Source organism: Candidatus Xianfuyuplasma coldseepsis, from assembly GCF_014023125.1.
GTDB classification, from domain to species: Bacteria; Bacillota_I; Bacilli_A; order Izemoplasmatales; family Izemoplasmataceae; genus Xianfuyuplasma; species Xianfuyuplasma coldseepsis.
In genome coordinates, this window is sequence record NZ_CP048914.1 from 405606 (window position 1) to 432305 (window position 26700).

General features: G+C 36.7%; 25 protein-coding genes and 1 riboswitch. Of the genes, 4 read left to right on the forward strand and 21 right to left on the reverse strand.

The features are described 5' to 3' along the window. Window positions 1-179 precede the first annotated feature (179 nt). From G4Z02_RS01810 to G4Z02_RS01855, 10 genes are all read right to left on the reverse strand, one after another. Window positions 180-677, reverse strand: a complete 498-nt coding sequence (locus G4Z02_RS01810; protein ID WP_258878148.1) for an acyltransferase — start codon at window positions 675-677, stop codon at window positions 180-182. Between the two features lie 14 nt (window positions 678-691). Further along, window positions 692-2101, reverse strand: a complete 1410-nt coding sequence (locus tag G4Z02_RS01815; protein ID WP_258878149.1) for an oligosaccharide flippase family protein — start codon at window positions 2099-2101, stop codon at window positions 692-694. Further along, complete coding sequence (locus tag G4Z02_RS01820; protein ID WP_258878150.1) at window positions 2094-2921, reverse strand: glycosyltransferase; 828 nt, start codon at window positions 2919-2921, stop codon at window positions 2094-2096. The genes G4Z02_RS01815 and G4Z02_RS01820 overlap by 8 nt, the downstream gene beginning before the upstream one ends. 12 nt (window positions 2922-2933) lie before the next feature. Continuing rightward, window positions 2934-3629, reverse strand: coding sequence for a tyrosine-protein phosphatase (locus G4Z02_RS01825; protein ID WP_258878151.1), 696 nt, complete (start codon window positions 3627-3629; stop codon window positions 2934-2936). 76 nt (window positions 3630-3705) lie between these two features. Continuing rightward, window positions 3706-4383 (reverse strand): CpsD/CapB family tyrosine-protein kinase, encoded by a 678-nt coding sequence (locus G4Z02_RS01830; RefSeq protein WP_258878152.1) that lies wholly within the window; start codon window positions 4381-4383, stop codon window positions 3706-3708. After that, window positions 4383-5081: a YveK family protein gene (locus G4Z02_RS01835; protein ID WP_258878153.1), complete on the reverse strand. Its 699-nt coding sequence runs from the start codon at window positions 5079-5081 to the stop codon at window positions 4383-4385. Before G4Z02_RS01835 ends, G4Z02_RS01830 begins: the two co-directional genes overlap by 1 nt. A 202-nt stretch (window positions 5082-5283) precedes the next feature. After that, on the reverse strand, window positions 5284-5814 hold the full coding sequence (locus G4Z02_RS01840) for an RDD family protein (protein ID WP_258878154.1): 531 nt from the start codon (window positions 5812-5814) through the stop codon (window positions 5284-5286). Window positions 5815-5997: 183 nt separating this feature from the next. Then, window positions 5998-6073, reverse strand: a riboswitch (cyclic di-GMP riboswitch). A 187-nt stretch (window positions 6074-6260) separates the two neighbouring features. Then, window positions 6261-7049: a hypothetical protein gene (locus G4Z02_RS01845; protein WP_258878155.1), complete on the reverse strand. Its 789-nt coding sequence runs from the start codon at window positions 7047-7049 to the stop codon at window positions 6261-6263. Window positions 7050-7131: 82 nt separating this feature from the next. Beyond that, a complete protein-coding gene (locus G4Z02_RS01850) occupies window positions 7132-7551 on the reverse strand; it encodes an Hsp20/alpha crystallin family protein (protein ID WP_258878156.1) in 420 nt (139 codons plus the stop codon). A 308-nt stretch (window positions 7552-7859) separates the two neighbouring features. Further along, a complete protein-coding gene (locus tag G4Z02_RS01855) occupies window positions 7860-12593 on the reverse strand; it encodes a DUF5011 domain-containing protein (protein WP_258878157.1) in 4734 nt (1577 codons plus the stop codon). 162 nt (window positions 12594-12755) lie between these two features. Between G4Z02_RS01855 and G4Z02_RS01860 the strand changes: the two genes are divergently transcribed. Together G4Z02_RS01860 and G4Z02_RS01865 are read left to right on the forward strand one after the other, a co-directional pair. Continuing rightward, window positions 12756-15131 carry an FtsX-like permease family protein gene (locus tag G4Z02_RS01860; protein ID WP_258878158.1) on the forward strand — a complete coding sequence of 792 codons (2376 nt, stop codon included), beginning with the start codon at window positions 12756-12758 and terminating at the stop codon, window positions 15129-15131. Between the two features lie 212 nt (window positions 15132-15343). Then, a complete protein-coding gene (locus G4Z02_RS01865; RefSeq protein ID WP_258878159.1) occupies window positions 15344-15961 on the forward strand; it encodes a TetR/AcrR family transcriptional regulator in 618 nt (205 codons plus the stop codon). Between the two features lie 30 nt (window positions 15962-15991). Here G4Z02_RS01865 and G4Z02_RS01870 read toward each other — a convergent pair whose 3' ends face one another. From G4Z02_RS01870 to G4Z02_RS01890, 5 genes are all read right to left on the reverse strand, one after another. Then, entirely contained in the window at window positions 15992-16336 is a 345-nt protein-coding gene (locus G4Z02_RS01870) for a hypothetical protein (protein ID WP_258878160.1), read from the reverse strand. A gap of 62 nt (window positions 16337-16398) precedes the next feature. Further along, window positions 16399-17520, reverse strand: coding sequence for a DUF1700 domain-containing protein (locus G4Z02_RS01875; RefSeq protein WP_258878161.1), 1122 nt, complete (start codon window positions 17518-17520; stop codon window positions 16399-16401). Then, window positions 17517-17834: a PadR family transcriptional regulator gene (locus tag G4Z02_RS01880; RefSeq protein ID WP_258878162.1), complete on the reverse strand. Its 318-nt coding sequence runs from the start codon at window positions 17832-17834 to the stop codon at window positions 17517-17519. Before G4Z02_RS01880 ends, G4Z02_RS01875 begins: the two co-directional genes overlap by 4 nt. A gap of 101 nt (window positions 17835-17935) precedes the next feature. Beyond that, entirely contained in the window at window positions 17936-18793 is an 858-nt protein-coding gene (locus G4Z02_RS01885; protein WP_258878163.1) for a DegV family protein, read from the reverse strand. Window positions 18794-18809: 16 nt separating this feature from the next. Then, on the reverse strand, window positions 18810-20921 hold the full coding sequence (locus G4Z02_RS01890; RefSeq protein ID WP_258878164.1) for a GGDEF and EAL domain-containing protein: 2112 nt from the start codon (window positions 20919-20921) through the stop codon (window positions 18810-18812). Between the two features lie 154 nt (window positions 20922-21075). On the opposite strand from G4Z02_RS01890, the gene G4Z02_RS01895 reads away from it, so the two are divergent. Continuing rightward, window positions 21076-21417 carry a PadR family transcriptional regulator gene (locus tag G4Z02_RS01895; RefSeq protein WP_258878165.1) on the forward strand — a complete coding sequence of 114 codons (342 nt, stop codon included), beginning with the start codon at window positions 21076-21078 and terminating at the stop codon, window positions 21415-21417. Window positions 21418-21419: 2 nt separating this feature from the next. After that, window positions 21420-22388: an HAAS signaling domain-containing protein gene (locus G4Z02_RS01900; protein WP_258878166.1), complete on the forward strand. Its 969-nt coding sequence runs from the start codon at window positions 21420-21422 to the stop codon at window positions 22386-22388. A gap of 8 nt (window positions 22389-22396) precedes the next feature. Here G4Z02_RS01900 and G4Z02_RS01905 read toward each other — a convergent pair whose 3' ends face one another. From G4Z02_RS01905 to G4Z02_RS01930, 6 genes are all read right to left on the reverse strand, one after another. After that, entirely contained in the window at window positions 22397-22939 is a 543-nt protein-coding gene (locus G4Z02_RS01905) for a cob(I)yrinic acid a,c-diamide adenosyltransferase (RefSeq protein ID WP_258878167.1), read from the reverse strand. An 8-nt stretch (window positions 22940-22947) separates the two neighbouring features. Continuing rightward, the gene (locus tag G4Z02_RS01910; RefSeq protein ID WP_258878168.1) at window positions 22948-23586 is read right to left on the reverse strand and encodes an FAD-dependent oxidoreductase; all 639 of its coding nucleotides are present in this window, start codon (window positions 23584-23586) and stop codon (window positions 22948-22950) included. 88 nt (window positions 23587-23674) lie between these two features. After that, window positions 23675-24322, reverse strand: a complete 648-nt coding sequence (locus G4Z02_RS01915) for a hypothetical protein (RefSeq protein WP_258878169.1) — start codon at window positions 24320-24322, stop codon at window positions 23675-23677. 132 nt (window positions 24323-24454) lie between these two features. After that, entirely contained in the window at window positions 24455-24775 is a 321-nt protein-coding gene (locus G4Z02_RS01920) for a hypothetical protein (protein WP_258878170.1), read from the reverse strand. Window positions 24776-24827: 52 nt separating this feature from the next. Then, a complete protein-coding gene (locus G4Z02_RS01925; RefSeq protein ID WP_258878171.1) occupies window positions 24828-25703 on the reverse strand; it encodes an ABC transporter permease in 876 nt (291 codons plus the stop codon). Beyond that, window positions 25703-26614: an ABC transporter ATP-binding protein gene (locus G4Z02_RS01930; protein WP_258878172.1), complete on the reverse strand. Its 912-nt coding sequence runs from the start codon at window positions 26612-26614 to the stop codon at window positions 25703-25705. The genes G4Z02_RS01925 and G4Z02_RS01930 overlap by 1 nt, the downstream gene beginning before the upstream one ends. Between the last annotated feature and the right edge of the window lie 86 nt (window positions 26615-26700).

Below are 26700 nucleotides of genomic sequence, written 5' to 3' on the forward strand. Positions count from 1 at the left end.
TTTAGTTGACAGAATGTTGATTGAAATATACATTTGTAAAAATAAAATCGAAACAAAGTACAAATAATAATAAATATTCATTGATGGCATTAATAGAAATAGGATTAATATTAAAGGAAGACACACTATGAAGTAAATCATATGTCGAGATGTAAATTTCAACTGTAACAATTCAAACATTAATGGAAACGTCCTTTACTTTTCATCTCTTCATAATGTTCAGCATTCCTTGAAGAAAATTGCTTACATGGATGACCACCGGCAATTGCATAAGCAGGAATATCATTTACAACAACTGATCCAGCTTGAATAATTGCCCCCTCTCCTATTGTTACACCACCTAAAATTAAAACTCGATTACCTATCCATACATTATCATTTATCTTTACATCTTTTACAATGTAAGTATCATCATAGGGTATTGCTACACCTTCATAATTATGTACATCAGTAATAATCTGACATTCACTACCAGAGTGAAAATTATCACCAATAATTACTTTACCATTTCCTATTATTTTCATTCCATTGAAGTTACAGTTTGTACCTAAAAAAGTGTTTTTAGTTAGCTTTGTTTTCCCTCCAATATATATTCTTCCTTTGGACATACCAATGTTTTTTTGAACTTTTAACGTCCTAAATATTCTAATAATTTTCTTAATTTTTGGTTTAAGCATGATCCTTTAACCTCCTAATCTAGAAATTTCTTAAGTGTTGAAAAGTTAGTTATAATAACAATAAGCATTAATACTACCCTAGTTAGAAAATTTAACACCCATTTATCAATAATAAAATATTCCATAAATATATTTGCAAGAACTACTATAACCATTGGTCTAATAAGCTGTTGTAGTCGTATTAAAATATTAGGTTTGATTATTAGATTAACGTAGAAATAATGTAGTGTAAAAAGTAATAAGAACGATATAAGAGTAGTACTCGCAGCAATTTGATAGCCATATAGTGGAATTAATACTAAGTTCAGAAAAATATTCACAATACCAGCTAATAGAGTAAAACAAGAAATTAATAAAGTTTTCTTAAAATAGAAGCTATAATTTGCATAAATTGTGTATAGAAATACAACAAAATAGCTAACAATAACAATTCTAACAATACTTTGAGTATCTCGATAAGCTGCCTGACCAGACATTAAAAAGACAAATTCAGTAGAGAATAATAGCAATCCAATTGTAATTATTTCAATTAAAACAATGTATTTATTAAACTCATTTAGTATATTATCATCATCATGTTCTAATGAATGATAAAATATTGGCACCCAAGCTCTGTTTAGAGCGATAACAACTAAGCTCATTACTGATCCTATTGTATATGCAAAAGAATATAAACCGGTTGATACCGAAGTATCAATAGAGTTTATAATCACTTTATCTATTGAAGACAAAATGAAACCAGAAACATTGTGCAAGATTAAGGGTGCACCAAAAATTAATGCATACTTTATATATTCAATCCTAATAGATATCTTTTTATTGTTCATTAACAGAATCACAACGATCACTGTGAATATGATAACCATCGGCAATAATCTTGATGCAATCATGAATTCAAACATATTCTCAGAGAAGCCAATTAATCCAATCAAGCTGATGAGATAAATGCATGTTGTTCTAATAATAATTACAATTAAGAACTTCTTACTTAATCTAAGAGCTTGCAAATATGACAGGAATTGTTGTTCAAATGCTGTGAACATACCAACCATTAGAGCAATAATTAATATTCTAGAAGATATGTTCAACAGAATAGATAGTTGTGAAAAGAAAAAACTTGAAATAATTATCATGACTAATGACAATACTGTTATTATAAATAAAACGTTTGACAAATAGATAAAGATTTCATTCCTCTTTTCAACATAAAATCTATTTATTGAACTACTTGTTCCAAAATTAAATATTATTGATGATATATTAACCACAGTTAAAAATATTGAATATAGGCCATATTGTTCTATTGTGAGCACCCTTGTGAAAAAGGGCAAAAACAGAAATGAAAGTAATGAAGAATATATGCTTGATAAAAGGTAAAAGAACGAATCACTAGCAAAACTTTGTTTTCTTGTTTTACTAAGCATTATGTGGTTTCCTCAATGCTTTAATGTAAATCATTCTTCTAATTCTAGAAGTAAATACTACTCTAGTAACTAGACTTATAAATAGTGAAATTAGAAATGAAAATAAATTTAGCAATTTATTATTCAGCATATATTTGTTAAGCTTAACAGATTGAATAAAATACTTGTATCCGCCTCTACGAGAATAAGAATATAAAGAAACTCTCATTTTAACTAATGGTGTTTGGATATTGTGGAACTTAAAATTTGCAACCATCATCCTAGCCCACAAAAAATAGTCTTCAAAAAAAGGATATTTTAGATAACTACCAACTTCAATGACGTCAGATTTATAAAACATTACGGTAGGATGATTTATTGGATTCCTATATTTTATATACTTTAAAATGTCTTCATGTTTTTTGGGAACTTTCTTGATTCTGTTACTTATATCATAGTCAATATATTCCTCAATAACATTTGTACCACATATTCTGCAATCTTTATCATTTTCAAGATAAGCCAATTGCATTTCAAACCTATTTTTAAGTGACTCATCATCACTATCCATTCTTGCAACAATTTCGTTGCTGCATAAATTCAATCCGACATTCAATGCAACACCCAAACCCACATTCTGTTCAAGTTGATGGACTACTAACTGAGGCAAGTATACATATTCATCAATCACCTGATTTAGTTCTTCTTTTAAAGGTCCATCTTTGATGATTACAATTTGGCTTGGTTTTATAGTTTGATTCAAAATTGACTCTATTGATTTTTTTAGATATTCTGGATTTTCTTTTGTATAAACAGACATTAATACACTAAAATTTGACATTTATATATTTCCTCACAATTTGATTGATTCCACTAAATCATTACTATAATTCAAGTCCAACTCTATTCCCTTTTTTCTCAATATCTTAACTAAGTTCGAGAAATCATCATAATTTTTAGGGTTTCTATGACAATCACTACCAATCAGATCAACAATTCCATTCTTAACAATGTATTGGATAAGTTTCTTTGTTTGTTTATTTTTCGGGCGGAAATAAGACGAGGCATTGATTTGCAATAATGCTCCTGTTTTTCTAAACTCCTTCAAGGCTGTAAAGTCAGTAATATAATTATATCTTTCAGGATGTGCAATGATTGGCTTATATCCAGCGATAATCATCTCATATATGTATTCGTCTACATCTGCTTTTTTCATACCAAAATCTAATAATACATACTTGGTATTATTGAGAGTTTTGACCTCTCCAGAGTTTAATAACTGTTCTAAATCTTTTACTTCATCAATTTCTCTACCGAGAAATAGATTAATAGGTATATTTAGTCCTTGTACTTTGTTTTGTAACTCGGTGAAGTTTTTGTTTATTTCGTCATTTGAAGCAACATATCCTCGCATTGGTGCGTAGTGTGGTGTCAAAATCATATCTGTCACGCCGACAGATACAGCTTTTTGAATCATTTCGATGGATTCATCAATTGTTTTACATCCATCATCAACACCAAATAAGATGTGATTATGCATATCAATCATGGTATTCACCCCACTTGAATATATGATTTGAGAATATAAGAATAAGCCGTGTCGAAAGAAACGGCTTATTTTTTAGTTATTCATTTCCGTAATAATAGTAATACTCCATACCATAGTACTGATCACGACGTTGAACACGTGTTAATACAGCACCAATGATGTTTCCACCATTTTCTTTTAGGTCTTTAATACACCCTTTAGCGACATCACGATTGGTATGGCGTGATGCGATCACAAACATGGTGGCATCACAATAATTGGAGATAATTGTCGCATCGGCAACAGCTGTCATTGGTGGACAGTCGATGATGATACGATCATACATTCCTCGCAATTCTTCAAACATTTTTTTAATTTTATTCGATACTAACACCTCTGCAGGGAATGGTACTTTTTCACCTGCAACTAAGATATCCAAATGATCGTGGATCGTTTGGATTTCGTCTTGAATTGGATGTTCATTTAAAACATATCCACTTACGCCACCTTTATTGGGTAATTGAAACGCACGGTGCATTTTTGGTTTCCGGAGATCTAAGTCGATTAATAGTGTTTTTTGTTTGGTTTGTGAATAGACAGTAGCTAAGTTTAATGTTGTTACAGTTTTACCTTCACCAGGATAAGTACTTGTAAGATTAATAACTTTTATTTCTTTATCTAGATTTGAGTAATCAATATTGGTTCGTAATTTACGATATTGCTCAGTAACGGAACTATGAGGATCGTATTCTGAGATAATATTATATTGAGCCATTATGCGACCTCCTCATCCATTTCATAAAATGGGATTGTTCCGAGTACTCGTAAATCGAGATACTGTTCGATATCTTTGGCTTTTTTAATATCTTTGTCTAAGTATTCCATACCAAGGACAATCCCAACACCAATCATTCCCCCAAGTAAGATTCCTACAGCCATGTATAGGACACGATTTGGTCCACTTGGGTTTTCAGGTGTGGCGGCTACATCTAAAACTTCTACATTATCCAACCCTTCAAATTCGGTTGATAATTGTTGAACAATAGCAACCACTTCATTGGCAATATCTTTTGCCAATGCTGGATCTTCCATTTCAACACTCAGTTCAATAATCAATGTATCATTCACCGCATTAACGGTAATCATATTTCGTAATTGACTTGCAGTATAATCTAAATCTAAGTTATCAGCAAGTTCCGTTAATACACGATTACTCTTGGCAATTTCACTATATGTATCAACAAGTCTTTGTCCTGTTAATAGGTTTGTATAATCGGAATCACTCGTGTTTGTCACTTGGACAATCATACTGGATTCTGCCGTATATACATCATCTAACATTACATAGGCATACGCCCCTGTAATAGCTAAACCTACTGCTGTGATGGCAGCTATTAACCACCATTTTCTTAGTAGTACTCTAAACAAACTTACCAAATCAATTTCCACTTCTGGATTTACTTCTGGATTCATACTCTTTCCTCCGGTTTTAGTAAACATATCTTCCTTCCCTCTAAAAAAGATATGTTGTATAACAATATATTATATAAATATATTAGCACATTTCATTATAGCATACAATTCATGTTTCAACATGAAAAACTTGTGAATTTGTAACGTTTTCATTGTTTAAAATGAGTTCTAAAAAACGGACGCAATTTGCGTCCGTTTGTTTTTATGCGTGTTGTAACTTTTGTAGCTGTGCAATATTGTTTTGATAGTCGTTATAGAACCGTTTGTACTTCTTAGTATCGACGACAATCATGCCGTATTTCTTCATTGGTTCATTTTGTACATATCGATCATCATATAGTAAATAGTATTTAAAGATTTGAGAATAGCGTACTTCTAAACGAGTAGATTTACGGATGTATTGGAAATATTCTTTTAATGTCACTCGTTTCTTTGTTTTGACATTCACAAAGCGAATATTCATGATGAGGTACCCGACCGTTGATCCGTGTAGTAATCCTCTTAATAATACATAGAATCCAATATAAACAACGATTGCTGCACCAATTAATAAATTGGGTAACCAGTGACTAACAATGAGAAGCCACGATATAATAAACAAGCCACTTAAGAAGAGCGATATATCGATTGCTTTGGCAATCATCATTCGTTCATAGTTCGTCACGGTTTCATATAAATCCGCAGTTGATTCTTCCACTCGTTGCTTGTAGTATTCTTTTTTTGTATGGTTCATATCTTGCTACCTCCTTCGCCCCTGATTCCCTTACAAATGTAGTATATCATACAGATGTGAAAATAGTGTGTATCGACACTCTACATACATATAACAAGTATTAAGTTGCATTTGTTGGAATTCTTTGTAGGCAATAAAAAATCAAAACGCTGCACTCCCTAGGTTGTCATACCTATGGATGTTCTTGGCAGCTGGCTATCTCGTGTGAGACCCTATAGTTTTCCGTCCTAGGATCACTCCTAGTTTGGCATTGTTTCAAGATGATGCGGTTTTGACGAACAGTGATTATTATAGACAAGTAATGTCCTTGTGTCAATTCATATTACAACTTGATTGTACTATTGTTCGTCAAAACAAGAAAGGTCATATACGACCCCTTCTTAGATATATACCATGTTGATGGAATAATTTCGCAAAAAAAAACAGCGAATAGTTCGCTGTTCGGTTTAATTTGTTGAAAAACGAGTGATATAGAGTGTCTCATTAAATTCTTCAAAGACAATGTGGTAGGTGACGGTATCGGTTTCTTCTTCATCACTTACGGTGTAATTAAAGGTATTTAGTCCGGCGGCTTCGACGATGTAGTTGAACTGATAGTCGGGATGATTGATCAGTGTCGTCGCGTTGCGACAAGTGACATTCGCTTCATAGGCAAAATAATCATCACAGAAGAAGGTACCAGGGTCCACGCTGTCGTCTAACATCTCCAGCATAAACTCATGAACGTCTTCATCGGTTAATGTTAAATCCGGTGATGGTTCCCATTCGGTATAACTGATTCCACTGATATTGTATACTCCAGCAGAATCATTTAACGCCAGACGGAAGGTGTAGGCTCTGGTATCATTAATGTATTTCGTCCGGATATCAAAGATGTTTGGTTCAATTTCCCGGATTTGGATATACTCATTTAAGGAAATGACATCATTTGGGAAAAGAATCGTGGGTTGTTCTTCACAATAAGTTTCTAAGTTGCCATAAAAGAACTTTTCACAAAAGACTTCTTCATATCCCGCACTGTAACCATCTTTAACAATCGTAAACAGATCAACCGCAATTTCCATCGGTGTTGCAGTATCATCTTCACAGAATAAGGTTTCCGGATAGGCTTCACAGAAGTTAATCGCTTCTTCCGTTGGTTCATCACTCGCAAAAATATTGAGTAAAATCAATGTCAAAGCGGTAATAATCGTCACCACAACAATCCCACCTATAATATACATACGGCGTGTCATAACACTCACTCCAATCTAACGTGACATTATTATAACAAAAAATAGAAAAAAGAAAAAGCCCCGATTTCATCGGGACTTATTCTTACTTAATGTCAATCATGTAAGATGAGATTTTGTGTTCGAGTTTCATCAACTCGATCGTTAAGATACCATTGTCCATTTTGGCACTTAATTTTTTCGGATCGACGTCTTCTAAGTAAATACTACGTTCACTGCGGAACGAATAGCGTTCTTTGTGCATGTAGTTGTCTTCGGTTTCTTCTTTTTCATCTTCTTTGTTGATGGAGATTGTTAAACGATCGTTTTCATACTTGATGTTTAAATCTTTTTTCGTTAAGCCAGGAACTTCAGCTTCTACAATATATTTGTCTTTTTCATCTTTTACGTCAATTTTGAAGTCCCGGACATAGGCTGTTTTCCGATCGTTGAAGAAATCATCAAACAAGTCAAAGACGTCTCTCGTACTAGGGTTGTTTCTACGGTAAGGTGTAATGCGATACATTCTAATTCCTCCTTGATTTGTATTATTGGCACTCTCTCTTGTTGAGTGCTAGCAATTATATTATAGGACATGTTTTTCGATTTGTCAATACCCTTGCATAAAAAATCTTGAAAAAATAAAAAAACGGCTTTAAGAAGCCGTTTAAATGTCCCTAAAAATAGGAAAGAACCGCCTCTCGGCGGTTCAAGGAAGGGGATGTGTGAATAATAAATATTCACCATGCTATGTAAGGGATAAGTTGCGACTATGTCGCACCTTTACTATAACACAATCCCTGCTTTTATGCAAAATATATTGCTTTCCTATTTTTAATTATACTCGTACATTCCACCGTCTTTGTATTCGTCTTCATGTCTGTTTTCTTGCATTAAGAACATCATGATTGTTTTGGTGAGGTGGAAGTTGGTATCGTTAACAAATCCAACCATCGTTTGATAAGCGGCTCCTCCTAAGAAATCACCATACTCATCAAAGAGTGCGTTCATGTCGGCTAAGCTAATTGGTCCGTTTAGTGCTTCGGTACCATCGACCCAGTACAAGGTAATACTTAATTGTGGTATCACATCCACACCTGCAGTGTAGGTATATGTAACCACAGATAAATCTTTATCAAACGCGTCGGACATTGGCACACCATAGAAATCTTGTAAGTCGCGTAATGTATATTCTGTTTGTAATAAGAAATCATCAAGTGCGTTCGGGTCGCGTTCGAAGATCCATTCGACTTCACGCATGATATCACGAGCGAACATTCCAACTGCGAATTTTCCAAAGTCTTCGGCTAAATCATTTAAGACATCGGTATCTTCTGTGGCTGGCAAGGTAATCGTTCCATCTTCGAAGATGGTGACGGTTACATTCGCCACGTTGACACCAGTAATAATATTATTATCAGGATGTGGTGTATAGTATGGATCATCATCCATCCATGCATTGCCTTGTTGGACGATAACATCCATAAAGTCGGCCATATCCATTTCCGCTTGGATCCATGATGGATCAAGAGGATCCATCCGGAAGAACATTGACATGTCACCAAGTTGTGCTAAGAGGGCGTTGATATCTGCTTGATCAATATCTTGACATTCGTAATCCATTGGATCGACACATGCCCAATTTGTATCATATGGGAATGGAACGACTTGGAATCCTTGCATGTATTGATTGATCGTGGCCATAATGTCTTCAACAACGGTAATGTACATAACCGTACCCATTGTCATTTCCATTTCAACGTAATCTTCTGGGGTAACGGCCATCGTTACATCCATGTTGCTTTGGTTCATCCAGTAATCCAAACTAAAGTATGGTTCAAATAAACTGAGATTGTCATAGGCGTATTGAATATCATCGACAATTACCATATACTCTTCTAACATACCAACACCAGGACCAAATACTTCAAGGAATAAGCCCATGTTTGGTGCGGTTGTTCCAAGACCTTGCGCATAGATGTTAAAGGCGACTTCACCATCGTAAATGGCTAGTCCAAGAGCTTCAAAATCAAAGGTTTCAAGTTCCACAAGAAGGGCATCAAAATCAATCGCCATCCAGCTTTGCGCTATCAGTGCTGGGTCAAATGGTACTTGATCTTCGTATCCATTGACAATGATGTATTGGAGCCATGCTTCTACATGTGGATCGGCGAAGATTGTATCGAGAATAAATTCAGGGACTTCACCAACGTTAATTGCATCAATCAATCCTTCTAATTTTGGATAGACATAGTAATCGGCTAAGATTTCAATATCCGCAGGACTTAAATCATATTCAACGAAGTATTGCAGACCATTCATTTGTAAGGAGCTAATTTTCGCTGCGGTATCAAATCCTAACCCATCGAGTGCAACTTGATGTGTCGTTAAGAAGTCTTCCACATTCATAACACTCCAGTACAGATCTTCGATTTTCCAGAGTACATCATACGCCCAATCACCGGATTCGGCAACTTCACGTAGTGCATCACGGACGTTATCGTTAGCATTGAAATACCATTGACGAGCACCGTACATGTTAATGTCATTGAGTACTGTTGGTACATCAAATCCAAACTCATCGGTTAACCATTGTTCATTGGATTGAATCAACGCAACGAGATCTTCATTCAACCATTGCTCTTCAACACAGTGATCCCAATGACCGTAACACCATCCGTATTGATCTGGATTTTGATCCCACATCATCAGGGTTTCAAAAGCCCAGCGCCATTCGTATGGCTCAGACATCATGGATGCGGCATCTAAGTTTTGTTTATCGGTTTCGGTTAAACTGTTCCACCATTCAAATAGACCAGCATTTTCAATATTGTTCACCCATACACCCGCATCAATACTATAGTTATCCCATAGTTCAGTTTCGCGGTACCATAAGAGTTGAATCATTTCATATTGTAGTCCTTCAATCTCCCACCGTTCGGTTGGACGACCAAATTCCCACCAGAAGTCCCATTCACGATCATAGACTTCTTCCATATTGTCGACAGCCCAGCGCCATGGATCGGATTCTGGGAAGCTGGCAATTTCATGAAGTGCTTCCATCGTATAACCATCAATGTACCATAAGTACCATTCGATACCACCCATCATATTGATTTCATCAATTAACTGTGTTGTATCAAGTCCATATTCATCCCATAGATAGGTTGAATGGTTATTTAGTAATTCAATAAAGGTATCGGTAATCCATTGTTCATGAACAACCATACCACCATCGGTGAAGTACCAACTGTATTGCCATGGGTCTTGAAGCATATGATTCATTTGATCAAAGGCCCAGCGCCATGGATCACTATCAGGAAGATTCGCTATCGCTTGGAAGGCTTCTTGTTCTTCCCATGGTAAGTTGTGATACCATAGTAAGAAGTTTCGGCTTTCATATTGGATGGCATCCGTCCAGCTATATGCGTTAATGAAGTATGTATCCCATAGGTACGTTTCACTGTTCACAATCATATCGGTAATGGCTTGTTCTAAGGCATAATAATCATAGTTTTCACTATAGCGAACGAGCATGTCTCGATACCAATCTTGGTTATGCCACATGTCTTCTAAGTCCCAGACACTCCAACCATGACGATTCATATCGAGTGCCCAGTAAATAACACCTTGTTCATCCCAAGATAATTGATACCAATAATTAACAGCACCAATATCATCGAGAAGTATTAGCTCATCGGCAATGATAAATGGATCACTGGCTTCTGGCCAGTTTTCCGCTAAGAACTCTTGGTTTCCTTCAAGAATGGATCGGAAATCTTGTTCGAGCCAACTAGGATTCCATTCGTCATTAATCATTTGATAAATCATTTGTTCGATAAATGGTTTAATCGCCACTTCAACCAATGTGTCCAACTCAGTTTCCGTTAAGCTTTCGAAGAATGCCTGAGTACCATGCATTCCATCAAATGGTGCATCGTAAACAAACTCTTCACTCACTTCATCAAAGTGTGATGTTAGTAACATATCGAGTTTAGTGGTATCAAAGCCAGCGGTTGTTAAGTCGGCATCATATTGACTTAAGAACTGATGGATCATTGGTGACACATAGAGATAGTCGGCATTGGTAATAATACCTTCGACATCAATGTTCTCCAACAATATCCGTGCATCTTCGTATTGATCGGCAATTAAGAAATCAATGAATTGGCCAATGTCAACACCGTATTGATTCAGATCAAAGCCAATCATTGGTTCCAGTTCGTCTTCTTGAATTTGATAGAAGAACAATTCACCAACTTCGCTAAAGAGCATGCTGACAAGCATATCTTTAACAACAGCAAATTCCACAACATTGCTTAAGGAATCATCGGCTTTAAATAACATCCATTGATCGTCCAATCCTACCCATCCCGCAATTTCCGTTGCTTCGGGGAGTTCCATCGCAATCGTTTCTAATAATGGACGATATTCGACGTAAATGTGAACACCGGTTTCGACTTCTTTAAAGATGATTGTAAATGACGTTTGAACTTCACCATCAATGTCTAAGGTAATTTGACGTTGAATCGTATCGCCATTGAGTTCATCAAAGACGAAGGTATCCGACATCAAGGCATTGACATAATGGACTTCGTCGATATCTTCGGTAACTTCAAAGTCGACTTCCATTTGCATTTTCATACCATCTTCTAAGGCCATATTTTGGACAACAAGACCAAGGAATTGCATACTTCCATCCCAGTTGTCAACAATAAATTGGGCCATATCAACATTGGTATTTGGTAAGACGGTTACCGTTCTTGTTACTTGTGCTTGGCTACCGTTACTATCCGTAACCGTATACGTAAGTACATAGGTACCAGCTTCATAGCTATTAACACTTCCGTCAACAACTAAACTATCGATAATCGCAGTACCATCTTCGGCATCCGTTGCAGTAACACCAGGTTCGTTGTACGCTGCACCAAAGACTAATGTTATTGCTGCATCACCAACCAAGGCAATGGTTGGTGGCAAATCTGCACCTACTGCAGTAACCACAACAGCCCGTGTTACTTGAGTCGCTGCTAAGCCATCATTATCTTGTACATTGTATGTGACAACATATGTACCTTCTGCTTGCGTATTAACAGCACTCGCATCAATAACAACCGTTAACGTTCCATCTTCTGGATCGGTTGCGGTTGCTCCATATTCAATATAGGTGTCTCCGATTTCTAAATAAATAGTAGCATCACCCGTTAAGGTAATCGTTGGTGCTTGGTTTGCATTGACAGCTGTAACAACGACTTCACGTGTTACCTGAGCTGCTGCATTCCCGTCACTATCGGTTACGTTGTACGTTACCGTATACGTTCCTGCTTGATTGGTATTTACCGCAGAACTATCGATAACGATATCATCGGAGATGTCTCCATCTTCGACATCGATTGCTAAAGCACCTAGTTCTGTATAGGTGTCTCCGACAGCAAGTTCGATTGTTGCATCACCTACTAATGTAAGTCCTGGTACTGTGTCTGTATCGCCACCGCCACCGAATAAATCACACCCGGCAAGACCGATCGAAAACAGTACAGTTACCATAAGCAATAATACTTTCTTCAAAATAATTACACCTCTTTCTCCTCATTTTACTACATCTTTATTGTACACCTTCTTTATGTATATTTTGTGAATTTTTCCAATATTTGAGACAAAAACACGTGATTTGTCAGTTATTATTTTCACAAATCGGCATTTAGGATATAATGAAGGCAAGGTGATACCATGAAATGGCTGTTCAAAGATCAACTTCAAAAAATACGACAAAACAAGCTTAATTTCATTAGTTTAAGCCTTCTAGTGTTGGTGATTGCGATGACATTTACCGCCGTCAAATCGTCGATCAGACGTTTGGACGCGAATGTCGATGACTATCTCGAAGTCCAACAACTTGAAGACTTCTATTTTAGTATGGGTGCACTCGATGTGAACGTATTACCTGGAAGTGCCACCTTAGAACTATGTGATCAGTTGGACATATATAATGATTGTCTCTACGATATCAGCTTTGTAGATGATCCCGTTCATGTCAATCATCTCAATACGATTATCAACGATGCAATCAATGATAATCCGCTATTATATGAATCGATTGTCGATTCGTACGCCGATGAGTTTGCGTCAGAATACAACTTAACCATTGAAAAAAGCTTCGTCGTTGATATCATCGAGGGCGAATACAACTATAAGTTTGTGAGTGTCACAGAAGACATCAATGTCCCGTATATCGTGTCGGGAAGAATACCTGAAGATCACAATGAGATTGCGATCTTTCCCGAGTTCGCAGAACTCAATGATCTATCCATCGGCGATGAATACATCATTGATGGAAAAGCTTTCACGATTGTTGGTACATTCTATAAACCAGAATTTCTGTTTCCGATCTTCAGTCTTACAACCGTTACCTACGAGCCGGAATATCAAACATTAGTTCTAGGTACCAAAGAAACGATTCGTGATTTAAACGAATACATCTTTAATAAGTATTTGGTAATCGGAGATTTGGATCAGATTCTTCCAGATTATGGATATTCCTCGATCCAATCCAACGATTACAGCATGCTTGGTAAAGGAATGCAGATGATTTATTTCTTAATGCCAGCCGACATCAATTTTAGAATCATTGCCCTACAAACAGAGATTACCAATGCGAATGCATTTATCAATGCCTTCTTACCGGTGTTTACAACGTTGATTGTGTTACTGCTTCTCCTATTTATGAAAAAGTATATCGATCAAAACAAAGCAGACATCAAAACCTTACATGCGATTGGTTATAGTGATAAGGAATTATCTCTAGCCTTATTAACACAACCATTCTTCATTGGACTGTTTGGGATGATTGGATACCTCATTGGATTATTGGTATCCAATCAGTTCTTTGATTTATACAGTGCACGGTACTTATATCCCAAAGCAGGATTTCAGTTTGATATCGATTTATTTGTGATTGCTGGTATTCTACCGCTCCTTGCAATCATCCTTATGAATTATTTATTTATTCGCGTAAGCCTACGCGATAAACTTCATGTATTTAAAGCACCATGGATTCGACTTCATAAATTTGTCACAACCAAAACCCTACTCTTTACCGCTTCCCTAATTTTCATCGTTTCCGTTCTCATTGGGTTTGGTCTAAATGGAAACTCAATGTTTAATTCCTTTATTGATTACACAAAAAAGGGAAATCATTATGCAGAAATGATTTCGTTACAAAATATGACCAATACCGACCATTTTGATACCTACGAGACCTATACAAAATCCCCTGCAAAAATCATACAGGTCAATTCTCGAACGCTCAAAACGGTTCAGTCAACGATTGTTTATGGTATTTCACCTACTACTACATTAAAACGGTTAATAAATGATGAAATTTCCAGTAATCAGCTCGTAAATGAAGGTGTTGTAATCTCTGATTTCTTACATACGTCACTTGGTCTAGATATCGGTGATACCATTACATATACCATTGGTGAAGTCGAGGTCGAAGAGACCGTTGTCGGGGTATCCAATGAACTATTAGAAAACAATTTCTATACGTCTCAGACAAAACTAAATAGCTACTTTTCACTGGATGATACCTACTATAATGGTCTTTATACAACGGATTATAACTACGATTCACCACGTGTTTTATCTCGAATTGATTACAATAATTCTTTAGAAGAATTTTCGGCAATCCTCAATGTTTCTAGCCTGATCATCAACTATTTAGTGGTCTTAAGCGTGATACTAAGCATCTTCATTTTCAGTCTTGTGATGATTAATTACTTTACATCTCATCGGCTAGATATCGCCATATTACGCTCGATTGGTTATTCCAATAACGAGCTGCATATAAAGTACTTAGTCCCGTTATTTATTCTCTTAGTTCTCTTTTATATCATCTCGATTCCGATTACCGATTGGATGATTAATTACCTACTGACGATGCTGATGGATAGTATTGGTTTTAAATTAATTGTAGAGATCACTGTAGTAAATATTATTGTTGGCTTTACCATCTTATGTATGCTCTTTGGTATCTTTATTATGTATATTAATAAGTACTATAATTCGCTTCATATTTCCTCAATATTAAAACATTCTACCAAATAAAAAAAGGAGTCTCATCTCCTTTTTTTTTATGTATTTAATTCGAAAACAAGTAATAATCCTTCAAAATATCGAAAAATAGTGTGGATAATGTGGATAACTATGGCAAAATTGTGGATAACTTTACTAATTTACATAATTATTTGACAAAGTGGTCAAATGTCGATTATAATGGTATTGACCATTTATTTCAGGACCAATGAAAGGGTGATAATATGAGTGAGTTTTTACAACACGATGACGCTCGTAAAAATCGAATTCTGGAAGCTGCGTTAGCAGAGTTTGCTGAGAAAGGATATAAAAAAGCATCGACGAACTCCATCGTTCGGGAAGCCAAAGTATCCAAAGGGTTGTTATTTCACTACTTTATTAGTAAAAAGGAATTGTATATTTACTTACATCAATATGCAGTAGATACGATTACCAAAGAATTATATGAAGGTGTAAACTTTGCCGATCGTGATGTATTAAATCGATTAAGTGCTTCTACTGTGCAAAAGATTGATTCTTATAACAAACATCCATTGTTTGTTCAACTATTTGAGAATCATGTCTTTGTTGAGGATGAAGAGATTCAACAACGAACAAATGCATATTCACAACAAGTAGCGAAAGACTCATATGACAAACTATTTAGCAACATTGATTACTTCTTATTTAATGATAAAATTAATATTAATCATGCATTAGAAGTTGTTAAATGGACAATTGATCGTATCAGTAAAGACTGGGTTGTAAAACACAACTTCACCTTTAAACCAGAAAACTACGATAGTCTTGTTGAAGAAATTGATGTTTATCTCGATTTATTCCGCGCAAGTTTTTACAAGTAAATAATAAAGCCATTCGAAGATGGCTTTTTTTTACGCTCCAAAAAAGGGCGCGAGCACTACCCAGATACCCATAAAGATAATGAGATAGAAGAATCCCGCTCCAATAAAGACGCCAAGACTGAAGATAAAGTTAAACGCATGGCCAAGTGGAAACTGGTCTTTATCCTTATCTTTGATATGCTTAACAATAAAGATAAAACTGAGCACAATCATAAAAATCATTAACAAAAAGGATGCAATAATCATCAATACAGCAATCGCTAACCCAATCCCCATTGAGGCACCCGCAGCGATACTTCCAAAGAGTAAACTAATGACGGCAAATGCAATAACTCCGATCTCTGATAGGAAAAATCGTGAGGGACGTTCATACATATGGATCACTCCTTTATAGTATTATTGTAGTTCGTTTCAAAGAAATTGTAAATAAAAAGAGGCTAGGCCTCTTTTAAGATTGCGACAACTGGAATGAGTAAGAATGCGAGCCATGAGAAGGCCCACCAGCCAAAGAAATAACCAAGGCTGTAGAAGATAAACACCGCAATGAATGGGGTAATCGCAATCGCCCGTTCATTTCCATTTGTTTCTTTTGTAATTGCATAGACTGGGATTAACAAGAATAATAACCATGCATATCCCCATAAATTATAATCGATGAGATTACCAATTAATCCGGCAGCGACATAACCTGCGGCGAGAACCAATACCAATAGACGGTACTCGCGGGGCATATCAAAGAATTTGTTTTCTGTTGAGAATAATCCGTAGACAGCAATTGGGACAAAGGCTAATAGCGCCCAATCATATGCTTGATAGGTTTCACCGATATAGACATACGCTACTGCGCCACCAATAATTAAGAATTCTAAAATGAACATTCGCAGTTTATTGGTTTCATTTAACGCACCAATAATCGGAATCATCAAGAAGATTAACCATCCTGGTACCCACATATCCTGGGGACCAAAATAAAGGAAATAGATTGGTAATGCGATAAACGTTGAAATCGCCGTGAGATATTCTAGGAATGACATACCTTTGGCATCGGTTGTAATTGCAATCACTGGAATAATTAAGAATATCAACCATCCAGGATGCCACAACTCATAGCCAAAACCTAGAATTCCAAAGCCAATCAATGCAATGAACGGACTTAGTGCAACAAATACATGTTTATCCTGTCCCGCCATTTCACTAATGATCGCGACCATTGGAATTAATAAGAATGCGGTCCAAGAATACGCCCACCAACCAAAGCCAAATCCACCAACAAAAAATAGTACCAAGGCCACAAATGGACTAATCGCAATAATCTTTGTCCGTTTTGATTCTTGTTTCTGTTCTTTGATTTGCACCTTTTTGATATAACCGTCGGTTAAGTCACCAATGATTTTTTCTGGCGAACCAAGTTTGTCTTCAATCTCGTTATCCTGCATACCATAGTCTTTATAATTATCATACATCTCATCGTAATCTTGAAGGATGTCCGCCATTTCCTGTTCGTCCATGACGTACTCACTTAACAGAGTTTTTAAGCGATTTAGATATTGATCTTTCATACCATACTACCTCCTAATATTCGTGTCACACTGGCAAGAAAATCGCCCCATTCTTGTTCGTATTCCGCAAGTTGCTTTGCTCCAGTATCGGTTAGTTTATAGTACTTTCGTGGAGCGCCAACTTGTACTACTTTCTTATACGTCTCAAAATACCCTTGTTTTGTTAATCGTCGTAAGATTGGATAGATGGTATTCTCATTTACTTCAATCTCTTTTGATATCGTCTCAATGACTTCAAAGCCATACATGTCTTTCATACTGACAATCTTCAAAACACAAAGTTCAATGATTCCTTTTTTGAATTGTGTATTCACAACATACCTCCTTTACTGTGTATTGCACAAATAAAGAATATCATATTACTGTGTAAAACACAATAACTATTTTCAAAAAAAATAATAGCCACAACTTGTGGCTATTTTTTTATGTAGTATCCTAGACCAATCGTCTTGGGTCCCGCGTGAGCACCAACAACTGCTGTAAGAGGCATCGAGAATACATCTTTTAGTGATGGATCAGCTTCTTGTAAACGATTAATGATGTAATCCCGAACCTCAGGATTATTCGCATGAATCACAAATGGTTCAACATTATGTCCTGCGGTTTCGTCAAAATAGCGATCCAATACGGCTTCTACTGCTTTTTTAAACGTACGGATTTTTTCGACGGTTTCGACTGCACCATCGGGACTAATCGTCAACAGCGGTTTAATTTTTAGGGTGTTTCCAATAAACCCACTGGCATTCGATAACCGTCCATTCTTAACCAGATACGTTAATGTGTTTACGGCAAAGTATACTCGATTGTTGTCACGGATGTACGCCAGCTCATTGATAATTGATTCGACACTTTGTCCTTCTTCAGCCATCTTGGATGCTGTTAAGGCCATTTTTGCTTGCGGATAAGCCAACGTTTTTGAATCAAATACGGTAACATCCAGTTCCTCGACTTCGTTCGCTGCCATTTGGGCTGCATTGTAGATTCCTGACATCTTCGCTGATATCGAAATCACAATTGCTTTGTTGTATCCTTTTTTGACAAGATCTTCATAAATCTCAATCATTTGTCCTAAAGGCATGTAACTACTACTAGGGAAAATCGATTTATCTTGTTCTAAACGCTGGTAAAAATCATCGGCTGATATATCAACATAATCGAGATAATCCTCATCGCCTAAATGCAGGGTAGACCTGAAAATGGGAATCTCATAATCATAATCAAAATAGTCTAAACATGAATTGGAACACGCTACAATCGCAATTTTATCACTCATTTTTGTCCTCTTTCTATTACTTGATTTTTTTTGTTTTGGAATCGAGATACATTTTCACTGCTTCTTCGAATGGTACGCCTTTGGAATATAGGAATCCTTGATACCATTCACCGTCGTTTTCGCGAAGGAAATCCAAAGTCTCCGGATCGTCAACACCTTCGGCGACCATCCGACATTCTAGGACTTTCACAATACTTTGAAGCGTAAGGAATAAGGTACGGTTAAACTCATTAATTTCATAATCTCGAACGTAGGCCTTATCGACTTTTATCATATAAATCGGGAACTTCGAAATATAACTGATGGATGAATACCCACTACCGAAATCATCAATTGCCGTTTTAATTCCAGCGCGATCCAACCGTTTAAATAAACGAATTAGATAGTCATAATCTTCCACTTTATAACTTTCTGTGAGTTCTAATACAATCGTCCCATGATTTAGTTTAGACTCTTTAAATAATTTTATAACACGTTGAACAAACGAATCGTTAAACGATAATGCGGATACATTGACACTTAAGAATAAATCATTTTTGGGATCGACAATGTTCAGTTCTTTCATATATGTTAGGACGCGTTGGAAGACATAAACATCCAACTCTTCAATACGGCCACTGCGTTCCAAACTGTTGACGATTGCCCCGGTATCGAGCATCTCATTAAACTCATTAAACGCGCGACTCAAACATTCAAAGCCAACAATCTTATTCGTCGTAACATCTAACATCGGCATCATATAGGTATCAAAATTCGTTAGCTGTAGTTTACTGACAAAGATATCAAAGTCTTGATTTCCAATTAAGTCGGACATCGTCCGCTTATCAAAGAACGCAAAGTTATTACTATTGATAATACTCGATTGGCTTAAGGCCAAGTGGGCATTTTTAATCAATTCTTCCATCGTTTGTCCTTGTGTTGGATAATAAACAACACCAAGGGACAACGATATATTCGTTCGAATTTTCTTGATGACAATATCGCGATCAAAGACTCGAAGAACCCGTTGTAAGATGTTTCTTACTTCTGCTTTCATTGTACTGTTTAACAAGAAGGCATATTCATCGCCACCAAGATGATACATCTCAGTACCTTCACGAATAACACCGCTAATCAACCGAATTGCTTCCTTGACAAGGCCTTCACCGATGACGTATCCATATTTATAATTGATGAACTTGATATTGTTAAAGACGCCATAGGCAAAATAGAATCCCTCTGTTGTTGAGGCTAAATGATTAAAATCCTTTACGAGTGAATTCCGATTCTTCAAATCGGTGGTGAGACTATACGCTTCCGAATACTCCATATACGCCATGTATTCACTCATTCGTTTTTGATTGTTAAAGACCAAGAAGAAGATAACCCCAAATGTCATAAAGGAAGCAGACATTATAATGATTAAACTCTGATGTAACATGCTATACTGATCGTTTGTATAGTTCGTACTTAGGGTAAAATCAAGTCCATGTACATGAAGCATTAATTCTTCACGGAAGTCCCCGGTACCTGAAAGTAACTCATGATCTTCAAGAAGAAGTCGGACATCGCTTTTTTCATTGGTAAAATATAGTTTATTAAGATACTCATCGAGATTGTAATGAACACTGAACAATCCGACAAATTCATCCTCATCCATAATCGGTGTATGAATCGTCATATAGTTGTTATTCTCATCAAATATGACAAACATATCACTATTCGATTGTGCTTCGACAAAATCGGCACGTTCACTCACTGAGAACGACTGAATCAAATCCACACCCTCAAACTCTGTCATATAGTTGACGGGTGATGCATATTCAATCACACCAGCTGGGGCATACGTTACATAATCAATTTCACTATTATGCGAGGATAAGTACGACCAATACTGTTGAAACTCTTCAAGGGTAATATTCTCCGACGATAATACAAACGACTGAAAACTTATTGACGTATTGTATAAATCTTCAGCATGATGTTCCAACATGTCATACGTACTTTCTTGTTGGCTATTATAATTGATCTGACTATATAAACGAATCCCATACCAAAACATCAATGAGATTAAAACCCATAACAAAACAAGGAAAATCAATGTTTCCCGAATCAGTTTATCGCGTTTTAAGTAGCCAAAAAAGTTCATAGGAACACCACCCATACGACCATTATACCGTTTTTGGTTTGTTTTTGATACCTTCAATTAGAAATTAAAGAATTTGTTACTATGTAACAACACAGAAAATAATATTTTACACTTGACAATACTGTACGGCATACAGTATACTGAAGATGAGGTGATGCCAGTGAATAAAACCGACCTACTCAAAAACCTAGATGCCGAACTTCGTAAAGGGACATTGGTTCTTGCAGTCCTATCCCAGTTAAAACAAAAACACTATGGATATAGTTTAGTTGAATCGCTAAACGACAAAGGCTTACGCATTGATCAAAATACATTATATCCCTTATTACGACGTCTCGACAAATACGAACTCTTAACATCCACCTGGGAAGTTATGGATCCCCGTCCCCGGAAATACTATCAACTCTCCGAATTAGGCCATGACATCTTAGATGAACTAACTACTATTTATAACACCAATCATGAAACCGTATCACGATTGCTGAAGGAGGAATAACCATGGATTTACTCGAACGCTATTTATATCAAATCAAACGCTATCTGCCGTTAAAAGAACGCGAAGAAACAATCAATGAACTTCGGTCCTTACTACTGGATCAACTCGATCAAAGCGACAACCCCGATAAAGACGATGCCTTACGTTCCATTATTATTGAATTTGGCGAACCACGCGACGTCGCATCCCGCTACAATGAACGAGGACCAATCATCAGTAAGCAAATGGAACCCATCATGATGCTTGTGATGAAGATTGTATCGATTACATTACCATTAGTACTATTGTTTGCCGATAGCCTGGCATTTGTCATGGAAGAACCCGACTTTTCGGCGATGGACTTCTTATTAAATCTTGCCTATATGATTCCCAATGCACTATATGCACTAATGATTTCAATTGGGATGATCTTTATCATTTTCGCATTAATCGAACGCTATCTACAACCTAAGTTTGATATCGAAGAACATACCTTCAAACCGGAACTTCTTCCCAAATTACCCGCAAAAGTATTTAAGATGTCCTATTTTGAATCGATCTTCACCATCTTAATTCTTGTGGCTATGCTCTACATCATCAACCTACGTCCTGGCTTAATCGGTATCTACTTCGATGGCCAAGTTCGTCCGTTATTCAATAATAATTTCGACAAACTAGTCCCCTTATTAAATGTTGGTTGGTTTGCCACAATACTACTTCACATATATTACTTATACGCTCAGCGCAAAAACCTGACAACCAAAACCCTCGAACTCATCCTTGCCGTATATGGCGCAATTATATTTATCATCCTCGCAACAAGCAACGTCTTCAACTCCGTTATTATCGACGGATTCGAACTTGATTTTCTCCCGACTTTATTTAAATATATTTTCTTATTCATTGCTGTTGCTTCCATCATCGGCAACGCTGTCGAATACATCAAGATGTTCATCAACCTCGAAGACCTTGATGAAGTACAAAAAAAATAGCCGCAAGGCTATTTTTTCTTATCAACACTGCGTGCCATAATAAACAATAAATCACTTAATCGATTGGCGTAGGCTAGTACATCAGATAAGTCCTGTCGTTTCGTCGCTTTGACAAATTGCAATAACGCCCGTTCCACGCGTCGTGAAATACTACGAGCCACATCTAGATAAGCTCCCTCTTTTGAGGATTCACTCCCCGGTAGGACAAACCGTCGTTCGATCTCACAGGTATCTAATAGGTGTTGTTCCCAGGCTTCGATTCGATCGATGTCGTCACTTGTAATCGCAATCAGATTCTCATAATGTGAATCACTCGGATTCGTTGCGAGCAACGAATTGATGTGTTGTAAATCCAGTTGAATCGTTTGGATTTTGTCTTTGTACTCACTGTAATGAAAGACCAACCCAAGCATGCTTGACAATTCATCAATATGACCTAACGTATCAAATAAGATATCCGTCTTATCCATCCGCACATTGGAGTAGTTTTTGGTTGTTCCCGTGTCACCTTTTTTGGTGGTAATCATCTTGTAGTTATCAATGGTTTTCATAGTGTCTCCTAATATCCGGTAAATCGTTCGGATTTCATATGGTCTTTATCAATGCCAATGGTTTGTAACAATTCGGTTATCTTTCCAACAAATGACATTGGACCTGAAATATAGTACATTGCCTGTATGTTGTGATTATGTTTAATCGCGGATGTCATCTCCTGTAATGACGAATATAAATGTACTGTCAGATGCTCGTTATCAAAACGGTCTGTGTACAAATGATTGTCTTCTGCTTCATGATAATGTAGCGTCATCGGTTTCGGTATACGACCAGTTGCAATGCTTGCAACAGGAGTAATTCCAATTCCAGTTGTAATAAACACAGCTTCTTCATCAGGATCTAAGGTAAACCGTCCCATCGGTCCATCAACCGTCATCGTATCCCCTGGTTGTAAGGCTTTCATTTTTGCTTTAAAGTCCGATGGTTCATCAACGATGATTGTGGAAATTTCTAAAACTTTGTCCGTTGGGTCTGAAGCAAAGGTAAATGCGCGCATCCGTCGACCTTCAATGTCCTTATCCACATGAAGAAAAACACCGTATTGTCCTGGTTCAAATGAAAGACCGTTTGGTTTATCAAATCGAAATGTGTAATAGTCCTTACTATTTGTTATGGATTGTAACGTTAAAACATATCGTTTCATCTTCGCACCTCCACTCTAATTATAGTACAAGAATCGAGAAATTTACACCAATGAACTCAAAAAAAAGATGGTGCAAAGACCATCTTTCTTATTCGGTTCCTGTTGTTCCGATTGGATTGCGTTCAATCTGAACGTTTTCAATAATTACAACACCGCGACTATTTGCGAAATAGACACCGGTTGATACATAATCACTAGTAGTTGGTTCTACGGTAAATGAATACGTTGTACTATTGATGTCCAAATCAACCGTTTCTTCAAAGAAACTTGTTCCACTGGTGTTTTCACCAAAGACAATGACATTGGGTTTGATATTTGGTGATTCAGTACGTAACGTAAACTCAAAGGTATATTCACAACCCGCTTCTAAAAACATTCCAGATTGGGTGAATGATCCTTCCCATGGACGGGACGATGTTGTTTTAACATTAAAGATCGCAGCACCATAATCAATAATCCATGCATTATCCGGATCGGTTACTAAATGTCCGCCAATAAAATTCCAGTTCAACCACTCAGAAATGGTTGATGGGCTCCCGCCAGGGACGGTATGTAATCCCGTTTCATTCGTACATACAACCGCATCTTCGGTTTCTTCAGTATCATCTTCAATCGCTACACAAACCCCATTTTCGTTCGTCGTTCCTTCCCCACATTCAAGGGTTGTTGTATCATCACATGCTGTTAAGATAGCCATGGTTAATATAACCATAAACATAGAAATAACTCGTTTCATTATAATCCTCTACTTTCTTAATCGAAATCGTTTTCGATTAATTTCATAGTATCGTACAAATTATCGAAAGTCAAACGAAAATATGTAAAACAAAAAAAGATGCATGGTTGCCCATGCATCTTTTGGTTTGATTTAGTCGTAGAAAAGTTCTTCTTCCGGTTCATTTGCTTGTTTTTTTGCTTTGACCTTGGTGGATAATTGCTTTCCTTTTTTGGCAACTTTATCAACAGTCGCATCAATCTTGTCATCAATCTTATCACTGATGTTTCGTAATTTATCCATTGTTCCGTCATCTTCAAGTTTTTGTTTAACATGTTGAACTTTATTGACAGCGCGTTGCACAAACGTACCGGTTTTCCGTCCAATTTTTTGACCTTTTTCTTCAAATTGCTTTTCAATTGGCGTCCGTGGATCGATTTCTTGTTCCACGGGTTTCTTTTTGAATAGTTTCACTTTATCACCTCAAGTTCATTGTACTAAAGAGTTATGGATATTATATGAATTCTTATAATTTTGTATTTCGTAATTTCAGAATCGTTAGAACATAGAAAATAACCATGAATACAATCAATGATACAATCATTTGCCAGTTCTGCATTTCATAGCCATTGATGGTGATGCTGACACCGTATAACTGAGCGTAGTTGTTGTAATGTTCAATGGGTACCCCATCAAAGACAAAATCAATGGCTTTTGCCATATAGACCTGACGGACAATTGTTACGGCATGGGCAGTAGGTAGTAGATTCATCACAGTGGCAACGTTATCGCCAAGGACACCAATGGGGATATAGATTCCTCCTAAGAATCCAATAAATGTTCCGATTAGTGTATTTAATAGACCCCAGGCATTTTGGGTGCGGATGAACAGTGATAAATAGAAGAAGAAAATACTAAAGGTCATAATAATTAACATCATCAACCCCAGCATCTGTGCATATTGCAATAGACTTAAAAATTCGCCACCTTGAGACAAAACATACACTTGTCCAATCACGAAATTCAACATCACCATGATAAATCCAATCACCCATGCACTCATTAAATAACTGAGTGCTAAGGTGTTCCGATTGATTGGTGAGGTGTAAAAGTCATTGATGATGTTATCCGCACGATCATCAATTAGTTTTCCAAGGGCACCAAGAGGTACGGTAACACAACTAACGGTAACAATCCCAGCCATAATCCACGTAGCTACTAACCAGTCGATGCCATCAATGCCGTCGTAGGCACTACTGAGATTATCGACTTGCATTTTACCAAGGAATAATATATACATTGCAAGGATAATGATAACACTCAAAAAACTAAAGAATACCGCAGCGCGGTCACGTAAGTACAGTTTTAAATTGCGAATTACGAGTTGCCACAAAATCGTCATTATTCATCACCCAACTTTCGTCCGGTAATATTGACAAAGACGTCATCCATATCCCCACGTAAAATCTCAAATTCGGAGATGTAGTCCTTATAGGTTTCAATAATATCGAGTCCTTCAAAACACGAATCCAGCTCAATATTGATTAGGTCGTTAACCTTATAAAAAGGTACACTGTCTTTTTGTAGTCGTTCTTCCAGTCCGTTTTTCGGAATGATTTTGACGCGATCACTGGAATATTGTAACCGTAGTTCTTCACTACTTCCTTCGGCAACTATTTCCCCTTCATCGATCACGACGATTTTATTCGCATCGACAACTTCTTCCATGTAGTGTGTCGTAAGGAAAATCGTGATTTCTTTCTCATCACGGAGCTTTGATATTAAGCGCCAGATATCTTTTCGGCTTTTGGGATCAAGTCCTGTTGTAGGTTCATCTAAGATCAAAATCTCTGGCCAGTTGAATAACGCCCGAGCAATATCCGCCTTGCGGCGTTGGCCTCCACTCAACTCCCCATAACGTTGATCGACAAAACCCATAATGTTTAAATATGCATCAATCTCATTGAGACGCGTAATAAATTCCTCTTTATGGATATTATAAAACGACGCACGAATCGAGAGGTTTTCCCGAACCGTTAATAAATCATCCAACATCGCGGTTTGAAACACTACTCCGATTAGTTCCCGAATCTTCATATCGTCTTTCCCAAGGGTATATCCCAATACTTCAATGTTTCCTTGATTGGGCTCTAAGAGGGTTGAAATGATGTTGATGGTTGTACTCTTCCCTGCTCCATTGGGACCTAAAAAAGCAAAGAACGTATCCCTCTCTACCGTGAAACTAATGTTTTTAACAGCTTTTACATCATCGTAGGATTTTGAAAGGTTCTGAACCTTAATTGCGTGCTTCATAATAACACCTCCGTTGTTGTCATACTATTATATTTTATATTCTAAATAATTTTTAATCAATGAAGATATTGATAATTTTGCGTAAA